Raw genomic sequence first — 14,003 nt, forward strand, 5'->3', positions numbered from 1 at the left:
GGGGCCCCCCGTACGCCGCCGGGACTAGCGCCCAGCAAAACCATCGCGGGTATTCATATACGGGGTCGCCCCCCGTGCAATTGGGGAAGTGGCGGGCCACAGCGTATCTGTCGAACTATCTGCGATCCGCATCCGCCGGTCGCTCCCGGCCGGCGGAACACCTAAATCAGGCTTCAGCGAGCGCCTCGACCGGCGGCGTCTTGACCGCGCGCCGTGCCGGGAAGACGCTGGCGAGCAGGGCTGCCGCCGCAGCGACCACCAGCACGATCAGATCGAGCTTCCATTCGCTGATGAACGCGACCTTGCCGTAAGGACTGAGCACCATGTAGGAGCCGACCCAGCCGAAGGCGATGCCCAGAATCTCGCCTGCGATGCCGGCGACCAGTGAGATGACCAGCGATTCGACGGCCAGCGACCACCTCAACTGGCCGCGAGTCATACCGATGGCTCGCAAGGTCGCGGATTCGCGGGTGCGTTCGATGACCGACAGGCTCAACGTGTTGGCCACGCCGATCAGCGCGATCAGCACGGCGACCGCAAGCAGCGCGACCAGAAGCGTGAGCATCGTGTCGACGATCTGGTTCCACCGGACGCGTTCGGCGATAGGACCGGACAATGAGGCACCTGCGCTTGTGCCGATGGCGGTCTGCGCGTTGGTGAGGATGTCCACGGCGGAAGCCTTCGACGTGTCGACCGCGGCGAGGACGATATGCCCGTCCGCCTGCACTTGCTTGTTCTGGAAATAGGATTCGTTGACGAACAAGGTGACGATGACATCCGAATCGACATTGCGGTAATCCCTCTGGGTGACGATGTAGGTCAGCGTGTTGGCGTCGGATGCGCCATCGCTGCCGTCATCGTGTGAAGCGCTGAAGCTCACTTCGTCGTTCTTGAACGAGAAGACCTTGCCGGTGAACGATGAGTATGTGGGAGCCAAGGCCTTGCCTTCGTCAAGGCTGACCCCGCTGAGATTCGCGTGCAGCACCTTGGACAGCGTGGCGGTGTCGGGCACCCCGATCAGGGTGGCGCTGCGCTCTTCACCCTCGATGATGACGCTGCCGCGGGCGATGGGCGCGTACAGTGTCGTTGTCACGCCGTCGATCTTGCCGATCTTATCGGCGACGGACTGGCTCAGTGTGCTGCCCTTGGCGATCATATCGACGCTGTAGTGCGTGTCGAGCGTGTTGTTCATCGTCTGCTTGGCGCAGGCGGCACCGGTCCCGATGCATGAGACGAGTGTCACGCCGATCAGCAGGGCGACACCGGTGGATGCGACACGCCTCGGGTTCTTCTGGATATTGGCATGCGCGATTTTCGCGGCAGGACCGAACAATGCGGCGAAGGCACCGCCGAGACGCATGAGCAGCGGCATCCAGAAGGCCGCGGTGACCACCAGACCGATAAAGATCAGGGCGCAGCCTGCGATGGCGGACAGCAGCATCGTCGGATAATCGTCGCTCAGATTCGAGGAGGACATGGATGAGCGGAGCATCATCACCGCGCCGACGGTCAACGCAGCACCGAGGGCGATCAGCAGGAAGCCGATGATGCCCCGGGCGATGCCGGCACGCTTGTTGTCACTGATATCGATGGGCCGCAACGCTTCCAATGGGGTGACTCGCGTGGCGGAACGCGCGGACCCGATCGAGGCGAGCACGGTCATGATGACACCGAACGCGAGCGGGATCACGAAGACCTGCCATGTGAATACCAGTCCGCCGGTCATGCCCAGGCTCTTGAGCGCGTGGCTGTGGACGACGATCGCCATGATCGCGGAGCCGAACGCGATGCCCAGTATCGAAGCAATCACGCCGAGGATGCCCGCCTCGCCGATGACGGAACGGTACAACTGGCCTTTTTGCGCGCCGATCGTGCGCAGCAACGCCAAGGTGCGGCGGCGTTGGGCGACCAGCACTTGGAAGGTGTTGGCGATGACGAGCGCCGCCACGAGCATCGCGAGGATGCCGAAGCACATGAGGAACACCGTCACGGCGTTGGTGCCTGATTGGCTGAGCGCCTTGAGCGCCTCATCCCCCGCTTTCTGCCGGGTTTCGATGCTGTAGCCGTTCGGCAGTTCCTTTTTGATCGATGCGACGGCGGTATCGGCCTTAGTTTCGTCGATGTCCAGGGTCATGCCGGTGAACATGAGGTCGGATTCGCTGTCCGCTCCCTCAAGGTTCGCCAAGGTTTGCATGCTGATGACAGCGGCACCGCCATAGGCGCCGAATGCGCCCTTGGCGTCTTCGGTGAAGCCGCTGACCGTCAACTCGACGGAATTGCTGCCTCTCATGCCGGAACCGTAGTTCGCGGCAAGGGTCACCTTGTCGCCGATGTTCACCGACAGCTGGTCGGCGAGTTTGGCCGGCAGTGCGATTTGCTTATCCCCCGTCGGCTGATGGCCTTTGACCATGGTGACCGGCAATAGGCGGTCATCGCTCGACGCGTTGATGGCGAGCAGCGTGGCGCTGTTGTCTCCCGTTGACGCGTTGACCGGAATGTTCTGCTGGATGTACGTGGATTTCACACCATCGGTGGAAGCAATCTGTTTGGTGTTCACCTCACCGATGGTGGGCGGTATCGAGCCTGATCCACTCATCTTTGACGTGCTTTGGATGATGTAATTCGCTTGCGCATACTGGGCGGTCAGCTGGGTGCGCAGGGTGTCGTTGAGTGTGTTGCCGAACAGGAAGGTGCAGGCGATGAACGCCGTGCCGATCATGATGGCGATTCCCGCAGGAATCAGCATCTTCATGTTCTTTTTCATCATTTTGATCGTTATCGACCACATGGGAATGTCCTTGCTTGTCTCGTGTCTGTCATTCAGCGTTGGATGCCGGCACACGGCATGGCGGCAGCAGGCGGCAGCGGCACGCCTTCGGACAGATTGAGTGTGGCGCGACGGCGTTCCTGCATGAGCAGCTCGCTCATCTGGTCGGCGCTGGGATGTTCGACATCCGCGACGATCTGGCCGTCAGCGAAGACGATGGCACGATCCGCATAGGAGGCGGCGACAGCATCATGCGTGACCATGATGATGGTCTGTCCCAGCTCCTTGACCGAACGTTTGAGGAAGCTCAGCACTTCCGCGCTGGAAACCGAGTCGAGATTACCGGTCGGTTCATCCGCGAACACGACCGACGGCTTGCTGATGAGGGCTCGTGCGATGGCGACTCGCTGCTGCTGGCCGCCGGACAGTTCGTTCGGACGGTGGCCCAGGCGCTCACGCAACCCGAGTGTGTCGACCAGCATGTCGAACCATTGGCGGTCGGGCTTCTCGCCTGCGAGGGTCAGCGGCATCACGATGTTCTGTTCGGCGGTGAACATCGGCAACAGGTTGAAACTCTGGAAAATGAAGCCGATCTTGTGCCGGCGCAGCAGGGTTAGCTGCTTGTCGTTCATCGTCGTGATATCGGCGCCGTCAAGCAGGATATGGCCGCTGGTGGCGGAATCGAGGCCGGCGAGGGTGTGCATGAGCGTGGACTTGCCGGAACCGGACGGACCCATGATCGCGGTGAACTTCCCTCGTTCGAATGCGACATTGACATGGCGCAGCGCGTGGACCGCGTTCTCGCCGGTACCGTAGATCTTCACCAGGTCGACAGCTTCGACGGCTATGGGATTCGGGGTTGTCATGGATCTTCCCTCCACTCGTTCGTCCGGAACCTTTCCTGGACGTATATCCTCGAATCTATCGGAGTGCAGGCGGAAAACCCATCATGCGCGAGATGGAAAACGCGTCTGAGGCGGCATCATCCTCGAGAATGATGCATCAGTGGAATCCCTGAGCATGCCGGCGACACGCCGGAACATGGGGTCGGGGTTGCTGTAGGCTGCCGGCGCGACTTAGAGCAGGACCATCGCGGCGATTGCGAGGACGGTGAATACGATGGTCGCTACGAGAATCGCCCAATCAGCCGGACGCATCGCCAGACGCACCCGGTAGGAGCGCTTGACACCGGGCAGTCCCAATCCGCGCGATTCCATAGCCCAGCCGACGCTGCGGCTCATCCGGTAGGCGCGGATCAACACGGCGACGATGACCGGAACCCATGCGCGCGCCCGTGCCAGCATCAGCAAAAACGGATTGCGGATGCCTCGCATCCGTGCGCCTTCCCCGGACAGATCAAGGCCTCGCGCACGCTGGGCGTCACGCACCTGAGTGACAATCCGCGCGAAAACCGGGATGTACCGCAAGGCGGTCGCCAGCGTCAGACCAGCGCTGTACGGCATGCCCAAAGCGACCGCCCCGCGGATGAGTTTCGCCTGGCTGGTGGTGAACAGGGTGAGGAAACAGGCGAAACCGAGCGCAGGAATGCGCAGACCCATCACCGCGGCCATGAGCAGGTTCTCCCGGGTCAGCCGCAGCCACCCCCAGTCGACGAGCACATGCGTGCCGGAACGGTCGAATATCGGCCACAGCACTACAATCAGCACGATGATGACGGCGAGAATCTTCCACACCCATGCGATGTTTTTCCGCGGAATATGGTCGGTGAGGAGCATGAGATGTTCAAGAATCAACGCCGCGAGCATGAGCGGCCAGCTGCGCCAGATGAGGCACAGGACAAGCAGGACGAGCGAGATGAGGAATTTGACGCGCGGGTCGACGCGATGCAGCCAGCCGTCGCCGGGAACGTACAGGTCGGCGTCCATCAGCGGCCCTCCCCGTATTCGCAAGGTTCCGGCAGCCCGAGTTCCGGCTGTACATGTTCCAGTTGGCCGTTTTTTTGCGGCTCGATCCGCCCGGCGGCGCGCACATGCCCGTCCTCGAGTTCGATGAGATAGGTGCAGCGTTGGCGCACCGTACGCATATCGTGACTGATCATCACGATGGTTGTGCCTTGCCGGCAACGTTGCGACGCCGCGTCAAGAATCATGCCGGACAGTCGGCGGTCCAGTCCAGCGGTCGGCTCGTCCAGCACGAGGATCGGCGTGTGCATGGCCAGAACGGACGCGAAGGCGACCAGTCGGCGTTGGCCGTAGCCCAAAGTCGCCGGCGATTGCCCTGCGATATCCTCGAGACCGAAGCGGCTGAGCAGCCGGCTGACGCGGCGGCTGATTTCCTCGCGCGGCACACCGAGGCACAACGGGCCGAAGGCGATTTCCTCGCGCGTGGTGGAGCAGAAAATCTGATGATCGGGGTTTTGGAACGCGTACCCGACATGGGAGGCCATCTCGCCGACACGGCGTCCGTCCACATGCAGCCCGTCAACGGTGACAGTGCCGGCGCTGGGTTGCAACATGCCGTTGAGATGACGGGCGAGGGTGGTTTTGCCTGAGCCGTTGCGCCCAATCAGGCCAACGAACGCACCGCGGTCGATGGCAAGGTTCACGTCGTCGAGGGCGGCGGAACCGTTGCCTCCCTCGGGATACCGGTAGGTGACGTGCTCGAAGCTGATCGCGGGCTGCCTCTCCCCCGTCCGTACGGCAGCATCCGTGACAATCGCCGGTGGGCCGGGTTCTCGCCCCGGCAGGGCGACCCCCAGCTCGATCAGCTTGTCCCGATGTGTTGTAAACAGCGTGGTATCGCCTTGCGCTGCGATGCTGCCAGAATCCAACAGCATGATGCGGTCGGCGTATCGGGCCAGCCCGTCTGTATCCTGCTGGGCCATGACAATCGTCAACTCGCGAGCTGCGCGAATCGTGTCAAGCGCTTGGAATACTTCCCGGGTGCCTTCCGGATCGAGCGCCGCCGTCGGCTCGTCGAGCACAAGAATGCGCGGATGACAGGCCAAAGCCGCGGCGATCGCCACCCGCTGCATCTGCCCTCCTGACAGGCTAGTCGGTACACGCCGGCGATACCCGTCCATGCCGACCAGGTGCAGCAACCCGTCGATGCGCTCGTCCATACGGCCGGGATCGACACCGCGGCTTTCCATTGGGAAGGCGAGTTCGTCTTCCACACTGGCACAGAACAGTTGGGATTCCGGGTCCTGTTGGACGTATCCGACATCGCTTGACAGTTCGGCGATGCTGCATTCGGCGGTGTTACGTCCGGCGACGGTCATCGTACCGCGCATGGTGCCGTCGTCCGGATTCGGGATGATACCGGCGAGCGCCATGCACAGCGTGGATTTGCCGGCCCCGGTCGGGCCGATGATGCCTGTGAATGATCCGGGCAGGATTGAGAAATCCAGCTCGTTCAATGCCTTGACCGGTTCACCATCGTCGGTTTGCGGGGTATACCACCAGCTGAGGTGGTTCGCCGTGATGATCGGGGCGTGGTTCATATCAGGTCGTTCGATTGTCTGTGCCGTCAGTGCCGTCTGTGCCGTTGTCGCAGTCAGCGGGCGTCAGTTGACGCTGCCCGATCGACGGTCGGAACCCGGCGTTTCGGTCCGCTCTGCGGCATCGCTACCGGCATCGTCAACGGTGTCGGCACCAACATTTGCGCCGGTACCGGTGTCAGCGGATGCCCCAGTGTAGTCCTGAGGAATCGCAACGGCGGGCTGCACGCCCAGATTGCCCATGCGCACCAGCGGCGGATAGGCCGTGCGGACCGCGGCGAACAGAGCGTAGGCGATGACCAGGCCGACAACCATCTGGCCGGTGTTGCCCAGGACCTCGCCCAAGGCCGGACCCCAGCCGGACAGGATGCCTCCGGCGATGAGGTAGCCGAACACTTTCCACACGCCGGCGATGACGGAGCCGGCGATGATATTGGCCGGACGGAACTTACGCACAATCAGTCCGACGAGCACGGCTTGCAACCCGTCGATGACGAAAGTGAACGCCGCCCACTGCGGATAACCGGACAGCAGGTCCGACAGTGCCGGTCCCAGTCCGCCGATCACGCCGCCGACCCACGGGCCGAACGCGTAGGCGGAGAAAAAGATCATTGCATCAGACAGGTTGAGGTATCCGCGTGTCGGTGTCGGCAGCTTCACCAGCATGGTCAGCACCGTGGTCAGTGCGGTCATGATGGCGATCAGCGGAATCATGCTTGCTTGGAATTTGGCTTTGGTTTGTGCAGCCATATTTCCTCTCTTCTTGAACATCGATCCTGTGCACCCGTATGTGGATGCGTCAGGCCAATATCTTACGGATGACGGCGACGCGATCGGCCCCACGTCCATATCGCGTGAACCCTGTGACTCAGCCTTTCACGGTCAGCTTGTAGTAATCAGGCAAGCCCATGTAATTGAAGGACAGCGAACCGACTTGCTTGCCGGAGGCCGCCGTCACATTCGTATACCACAGCGGAATCACAGGAAGATCCTCAAACAGCAGTTCCTCGGCCTTGTGATAGTAGCCGATCGCCCCGTCGAGCGTGGTCTGCCGGGCTGCCTGATCGATCAGCGCGTCGAACGCCGCGCTCTTGTAGTCGCCGTTGTTCAGGCCCTTGCCGTCCGCCGACGCGGAGTCATACGCCTGTACCAGATACCCTTCGGGGTGCGGATAATCAGATTGCAGGCCTTGGATGAACGCGGCGCCGACCGTTCGGTTATGAATCGCGGTGCTCAGCTCCTTGGATGTCGAGAAGATCAGCGGTTGCGCGTCGATGCCGAGCGCATTCGTGATGGAATTGCAGATCGCGTCGATCCACGGCTTGTTGCCGCTGTCCGCGCTGTAGGCGAGTCGGAAAGTCCCTTCCCATGGGCTGATGGCATCCGCCTGTTTCCACAGTTTCTTGGCTTGTGCCGCATCATAGTCGAGTACGGATGCCCCGGCGAGGATTTTGCTATACCCTGCGATGGTCGGCGCAGTGAAGTCAGTCGCCTTGGTGGCGGTACCGTACAGGACTTTCTTGATAATCGTCTCGCGGTCGACCGCATGGGCGATCGCGGCACGCCGCAACTTGCCCTCCTTGCCGGAGAAATGCGCCATATTCTGCGGTATCGTGAAGGATTTGAAGCCGGGGCCGGGCTTGCTGACGGTTTGCAGCTGTTCTTTGCTGTAGGTTTTCAGCGCGCTTGACGGAATGGAATCCAACACGTCGAGGTTGCCTGCCAGCAAGTCGGAGTATGCGGCGTCGAGGCTCGTGTACAGTTCGTAGGTCACTCCCCCGTTCTTCGCCTTGCGCGGACCGGTGTACCTGGGGTTGGGCACGAGTTTGATTTCCTGGTCATGCGACCAGGATGCAAGCTTGTACGGCCCGTTTCCGACCGGGTGTTCACCGAATGCGTCGATGTCCTTGTACGCGCTGGCAGGCAATGGCAGGAACGCCACATCGCCGACCTTGTACGGGAATGAGGAGTCAGGGGCGGCGAGCGTGACGTCAAGCGTAGTGTCGTCGACAACCTTCAGGCCTGACAGCTGGGCGTTCTTGTCGCCGTTTTCGTCTTGCAGCGCGTCGTAGCCCTTGATCGTGGAGAATATGGCGGCACCTAGCTGCCCGTTAGCAGCGTTGGCGGCGAAGGACCATGATTTCGCGTAGGTGGAGGCGGTAATCTTCTCGCCGTCGGAGAAGACGAGTCCCGAACGCAGTTTGATGGTGTATTCCGAGGCGTCGGCGTTCGGGGTGATGGATGTGGCGTCCGCGTAGACCAGTTTGCCGGCAGCGTCGAAGGTGACCAAACCTTCGTACAGCTGTGTAACCACCTTCCAGCCGGCAAGGTCGTCAGTGTTGCTCGGAATCAGTCCTGCGGCAGGCTCCACATTGTTGACGGTGACGATATTCCCGGCGCTCGATGACGCTGAGGCGGATGCGCCCGCGGACGGCCCCGAAGAACACCCCGACAGCGTCATTGCGGATACGGCGAGGACCGCGATGGCGGCCCGTTGCAGGAAGGTACGACTGCTGTTCTTCATGGTCGGCTCTTTCTCTCTCGTTCGATGTGGTTGGTCTACCGTGCGGTTGCAGGACGAACAGGTCGCACAGGCACGGTCAAGGACGTGCATGGCGCGCAAGCGTCGGCATGCGAAGTCCGATATCAACATTCCATAGTGTCGAGGACATTGTGCTCAGAACGCAATCCGCGGACCGCCCCGATCACGAGTGCACGCACGACGTCACAAAAAGCCCGACAATCAGGTCGCGCCAATCATGACTTGACGACACCACCACAACGACAGCATTACGAAAAACGCGGGCGCGACAATCACTCGCCGCACCCGCGCAACCAATCACACAAGGCTATGCTTGCATTTGAATGTGCTTACTTGGCGTCACTTGGCCAGACCGGACTCGCGCAGTGCCTTGAAACCGCCCTCGAGGTCTTCGATGATGTCGTCGATGTTCTCGAGGCCGATGGACAGGCGGATCGTGCCCTGGTGGATGCCCTGGTCCTCAAGTTCCTCCGGGGACTCCTGGGAGTGCGTGGTGGAGGCCGGGTGCACGACGAGAGACTTGGCGTCGCCGACGTTCGCGAGCAGCGAGAACAGGTGCAGGTTGTCGATGAACACGCGTGCCGCGTCCTTGCCACCCTTGATATCGAAGGTGAAGATGGAGCCGCCGCCGTTCGGGAAGTACTTCGCGTACAGATCATGGTCGGGACGTCCCGGTACGGCCGGGTGGCTCACGGACTCGACTTCCGGCACGGTCTGCAGGTATTCGACCACCTTCAAAGCGTTCTGCACGTGGCGCTCGACGCGCAGGGAGAGCGTCTCGGTGCCCTGCAGGAGCAGGAACGCGGCGAACGGGGACAGCGTGGCGCCGGTGTCGCGCAGCAGGATGGCGCGGGCACGGGTCACGAAGGCCACCGGGCCGAGGGCCTCATAGAAGTTGAGGTTGTGGTAGGAGGGATCCGGTTCGGTCAGGGTCGGGAACTTGCCGGGAACAGCGGCCCAGTCGAACTTGCCGCCTTCGACGATCACACCGCCCAGGGTGGTGCCGTGACCGCCGATGAACTTCGTGGCGGATTCCACCACGATGTCGGCGCCGTGCTCCAGCGGGCGGAACAGGTACGGGGTGGCGAAGGTGTTGTCAACGACGAGCGGCAGGTTGTGCTTGTGGGCGATGTCGGCGATGGCTTCGATGTCGGCCAGGTCAGCGTTCGGGTTGCCGAAGGTCTCGATGTAGACGAGCTTCGTGTTCTCCTGGATAGCGTCCTCGAAGTTCTTCGGATCGCTCGGCTCGACGAAGGTGGTGTTCACGCCGTCACGCGGAAGCGTGTGGCGAAGCAGGTTGAAGGTGCCGCCGTAGATGTGCTTGGAAGCCACGATATGGTCGCCGGTCTGCGTGATGTTGCGCACCGCGTATTCGACGGCTGCTGCACCGGATGCGACCGCGAGGCCGGCGGTGCCGCCTTCGAGCGCTGCGATGCGGTCCTCGAACACGCCCTCGGTGGTGTTGGTCAGGCGGCCGTAGATGTTGCCCGGGTCCTGGAGGCCGAAGCGGGCCTCAGCGTGATCGAAGTTATGGAAGACGTAGCTCGTGGTGGCGTAGATCGGGACCGCGCGGGAATCGGTGGCGGGATCCGCCTCTTCCTGGCCGACGTGCAGCTGGAGGGTCTCGAAACGGTAGTGGTTGTTCTTTTCAGCCATGGTGGTGCTCCTTGGTTCGGTGGGTGGTTGTGTTTCCGTCTTGCCCTCGCCGCCGCGGCCTTGCAGCCGGTTGGTGAGGTGTTGATTGAGAGATTAAGCCACCCACGCAAGCCCTGCAACCACGCCGTTATCGTGCTTAGCTATAACCGTTTAATGCGCCTTGCGACCAGAGGGATTGACGGCCTCGGTCGAATCGGAAAATCTTGCCGCGAAGCACGCGACACACCGACATGACAATCCACGCGTGACATGGACGGGCGGCGCCTGTGTGGTTCGAGGACCGAGAAGTCCAAGGCGACATACTACAGTCATTGGCGACGCGACCGCGATGCCGGCGCGCAGAAAGGCTTCCCATGACCCAAGATATGACGAATCAAGATGTAACGCTCTATCAACGTGACCCCAAGTACATTCCCCGCGTTGCCGCGGTGCATGACATGTGCGGATACGGAAAATGCTCGTTGACGGCGGCGATCCCGATTCTTTCGGCCGCTGGGTGCGACGTGTGCCCGGTACCGACCGCCTTGTTCTCAGCGCATACCAGATACCGTGTGTTCACCATGCACGACACGACCGATATCCTCAATGACTATTTGGACGCCTGGCAGCAGGAGAATGTCGATCTCGACGGGGTGTACAGCGGTTTTCTGGGTTCCGCCGATCAGGTCGCGATCATCAAGCGGCTGTATCGGGAATACCCGCATGCCTTGCGTCTTGTGGACCCGGTGATGGGCGACGGCGGCGAGATGTATCCGACATACACGGACCAGCTGTGCCAGGCCATGGGTGATCTGGTCGATGGCGCCGACGTGCTCATGCCGAATCTGACCGAGGCGAGCATCCTGACCGGCCGGGACTATCCGGGGCAGAATCTCGACGACCGTCAAGTCGACGACTTGCTGGAGGCGCTGCTTGCTTTGGGAGCCAAGAACATCGTGCTCAAGGGCATCGATCGCGGGGACGGCACGCTGCGCAACTATGTGGTGAGCGCTTCCACCGGCATCGCGGGCAAGCGTGAGCTGGTCCACGACAAGCTGCCGTATATGACGCATGGCACCGGGGACGCTTACGCCTCCGCCATGTGTGGGGCGATCATGGCGGGGCGTGGTCTGGCGCAATCCGCGAAAATCGCCGGTGAATTCGTCCGCCATGCGATGATCCATACGGCCGATCAGCCGCATCACGAGGAACGCGGTGTGAGTTTTGAACTTGATCTGAGTGATTTGACCGGACTGGTTCGTCACTGACAGATGATTTGCAGCTGATTACAGGGCTTAACCGCTTCCGTTCAACTTTTGACCACATTGTCCCGCCGCGCTGGCACCGGACGGTCACGGCATGGTGCAATAGGCCCATGAATGACTATCAAACACCACAGCCATGTAGTTTTCCGCACGCCCATGAGCAGGCTTCGAGCATGCTCACCCGCTGCCGGGCGGTCATGCTCGACCCCTGCACTTCAGCGAAAACGCTGGGTACCGCCGGGGAGCAGTACGCCGCATACTCGCTGATCGGACGCGACTGGCATCTCATCGCCTCCAACTGGCGGACCCGTTATGGGGAAATCGACCTGATCATGCTGGCCGACGACCTCACCCTAGTGTTCGTCGAAGTCAAAACCCGGCGTACGACCCGGTTCGGCGCCCCTGAGGAAGCCGTGCACGCAGCCAAACAGGCGGCGCTGCGCAAGGCGGGACGGTTGTGGCTTTCCCAACGGCAGGAGAACACGCCGTATTACCGTGGCATACGGTTCGATGTGGTCAGCATCCAGGTTCGCGGCTCGGATGTGGATTTGCGGCATATCCCGGGGGCGTTCTGATGGCGAGGATCGGCAGCGCTTCCTCCATCGGATTCCTTGGCTTGCGCGCGTTCACCGTGCATATGCAGGCGTTCGTATCGCAAGGATTGCCGTATTTCTCAATCATCGGGCTTCCCGACGCCTCCTTGAGCGAGGCGCGGGAGCGGGTCCGATCGGCATGCCAGGCTGCGGGATTCACATGGCCGCAGACCCGGGTGACGGTGAACCTCTCCCCCGCTTCGATGCCCAAACGCGGTTCCGCGCACGATCTGGCGATTGCTGCAAGCGTGCTCGGCGCGGCCGGGAAAATCAGCAGTGAAGCGCTGGAACGGACTGTGGTGCTCGGCGAACTCAATCTCGACGGCAGCGTACTGCCGGTCCCCGGGGTGCTTCCAGCCGTTGTGCACGCGAAATCACAAGGCATGTCACGTGTCATCGTCCCGGCGGCGAATATCGAGGAGGCCGAACTCGTCCCCGACATCGCAGTGACCGGCGTGCGGCATGTCGGCGAGCTCATCGAGTTGTTGGGCAGCCATGCGAAGTACACGCTGTCGCCGTCGCATGGTGACGATCTGTCTGATGGCGAACGCATGGACGCGCCCGCGACAGGCGATATGAGCGAAGTCATCGGGCAGGATCACACGAAATGGGCGTTGCAAGTCGCCGCGGCAGGCGGCCATCACGCGCTGCTGGTCGGCCCTCCCGGGGCGGGCAAGACAATGCTCGCCTCACGATTGCCCGGCATCATGCGGCCGCTCAGTGACGACGAGCAGCTTGAAGTCGCGTCGGTGCGTTCGCTGTGTGGGACGCTTCCACGATTCGGCATCACCGATGTTCCACCATATGAGGCGCCACACCATACCGCATCCTCGGCCGCCTTGGTCGGCGGCGGATCAGGCGTCGCCGTCCCCGGGGCGATCACCCGCGCGCATCGCGGCGTCCTGTTCATGGACGAGGCCCCGGAATTCTCCACACGGGCGTTGCAGACGCTTCGTGAACCGTTGGAATCCGGGTGTATCGCCTTGTCCCGGACCAAAGGCACCGCTTGGTATCCCGCCCGGTTCCAGTTGGTCATGGCCGCCAATCCGTGCCCGTGCGGGTACGCCTTTGGCGACGGCGAGCGCTGCACGTGCAGGGAACGCGACCGTATCCGCTATTTTTCAAGGCTGTCCGGCCCGATTCTCGATCGCATCGACATCCAAGTGGAAGTCCCGCCCATCAATGAAATCACGCTCGGCGATCAGGGTGCAAACGGCAAGGACAGTGCGACCATGCGCGCTGAGGTCAGCAAAGCCCGCGATTGCGCCGCGGAACGGTTCCAGGGGTACGGCTGGACATGCAATGCGCAGGCGGACGGCGTGTGGCTGCGGGAGCATACGTCACGGCAAGCCGTTGAACTGGTCAATCGCGCCTTGGATTCCGGGCGGTTGAGCCTTCGCGGTGCCGACCGGGCGATGCGTCTGGCGTGGACGCTTGCGGATATGCGCGGCGGGACGTCGCCAGACAGGCAGGATATGGCGCAAGGTATCGCGCTCAGGACCCGCATGCGGTAACGGCTTTCAGCGACGCAGCCCGTCCGATCTGCCTTCTGGTTCCGTCCGCATGGTTCTGCCAGCTTGGTTCTGCCAGCTTGGTTCCGTCACACGTTTTGCCGCCCACCTGATTGCGCTCACCCGGCGGCGCAGCCCGTCCGATACCGTCCATTCAGTACATCCGACAGCATCCGTTCATCCCGATACGCCGCATTCCGAGCGGATTCGATTGCTCTGAAAGAGAGGCA

General features: G+C 62.0%; 10 protein-coding genes. 3 read left to right on the forward strand and 7 right to left on the reverse strand.

Annotation, left to right across the window (positions count from 1 at the left end):
• Nucleotides 1-166: 166 nt before the first annotated feature.
• The 7 genes from ACTQYB_RS00005 to ACTQYB_RS00035 all read right to left on the reverse strand — a co-directional run bounded on the left by ACTQYB_RS00005 (nucleotide 167) and on the right by ACTQYB_RS00035 (nucleotide 10,425).
• Entirely contained in the window at nucleotides 167-2,788 is a 2,622-nt protein-coding gene (locus tag ACTQYB_RS00005; RefSeq protein WP_441481692.1) for an ABC transporter permease, read from the reverse strand.
• A 32-nt stretch (nucleotides 2,789-2,820) separates the two neighbouring features.
• The gene (locus ACTQYB_RS00010) at nucleotides 2,821-3,633 is read right to left on the reverse strand and encodes an ABC transporter ATP-binding protein (RefSeq protein WP_168983830.1); all 813 of its coding nucleotides are present in this window, start codon (nucleotides 3,631-3,633) and stop codon (nucleotides 2,821-2,823) included.
• Between the two features lie 210 nt (nucleotides 3,634-3,843).
• The gene (locus ACTQYB_RS00015) at nucleotides 3,844-4,653 is read right to left on the reverse strand and encodes an energy-coupling factor transporter transmembrane component T family protein (protein ID WP_441481691.1); all 810 of its coding nucleotides are present in this window, start codon (nucleotides 4,651-4,653) and stop codon (nucleotides 3,844-3,846) included.
• On the reverse strand, nucleotides 4,653-6,230 hold the full coding sequence (locus ACTQYB_RS00020) for an ABC transporter ATP-binding protein (protein WP_441481690.1): 1,578 nt from the start codon (nucleotides 6,228-6,230) through the stop codon (nucleotides 4,653-4,655). The genes ACTQYB_RS00015 and ACTQYB_RS00020 overlap by 1 nt, the downstream gene beginning before the upstream one ends.
• A 63-nt stretch (nucleotides 6,231-6,293) precedes the next feature.
• Nucleotides 6,294-6,977: an ECF transporter S component gene (locus tag ACTQYB_RS00025; RefSeq protein WP_441481689.1), complete on the reverse strand. Its 684-nt coding sequence runs from the start codon at nucleotides 6,975-6,977 to the stop codon at nucleotides 6,294-6,296.
• Nucleotides 6,978-7,095: 118 nt separating this feature from the next.
• Nucleotides 7,096-8,751, reverse strand: coding sequence for a peptide ABC transporter substrate-binding protein (locus tag ACTQYB_RS00030; protein ID WP_441481688.1), 1,656 nt, complete (start codon nucleotides 8,749-8,751; stop codon nucleotides 7,096-7,098).
• 357 nt (nucleotides 8,752-9,108) lie between these two features.
• A complete protein-coding gene (locus ACTQYB_RS00035; protein WP_321047073.1) occupies nucleotides 9,109-10,425 on the reverse strand; it encodes an O-acetylhomoserine aminocarboxypropyltransferase/cysteine synthase family protein in 1,317 nt (438 codons plus the stop codon).
• Nucleotides 10,426-10,778: 353 nt separating this feature from the next.
• Between ACTQYB_RS00035 and ACTQYB_RS00040 the strand changes: the two genes are divergently transcribed.
• From ACTQYB_RS00040 to ACTQYB_RS00050, 3 genes are all read left to right on the forward strand, one after another.
• A complete protein-coding gene (locus tag ACTQYB_RS00040; protein WP_441495892.1) occupies nucleotides 10,779-11,672 on the forward strand; it encodes a bifunctional hydroxymethylpyrimidine kinase/phosphomethylpyrimidine kinase in 894 nt (297 codons plus the stop codon).
• A gap of 107 nt (nucleotides 11,673-11,779) precedes the next feature.
• Nucleotides 11,780-12,244: a YraN family protein gene (locus ACTQYB_RS00045; RefSeq protein WP_033505359.1), complete on the forward strand. Its 465-nt coding sequence runs from the start codon at nucleotides 11,780-11,782 to the stop codon at nucleotides 12,242-12,244.
• Entirely contained in the window at nucleotides 12,244-13,776 is a 1,533-nt protein-coding gene (locus ACTQYB_RS00050) for a YifB family Mg chelatase-like AAA ATPase (RefSeq protein WP_441481686.1), read from the forward strand. The genes ACTQYB_RS00045 and ACTQYB_RS00050 overlap by 1 nt, the downstream gene beginning before the upstream one ends.
• Nucleotides 13,777-14,003 lie beyond the last annotated feature (227 nt).

The organism is Bifidobacterium sp. LCP19S3_E9 (genome assembly GCF_052121135.1).
GTDB lineage: Bacteria > Actinomycetota > Actinomycetes > Actinomycetales > Bifidobacteriaceae > Bifidobacterium > Bifidobacterium thermacidophilum.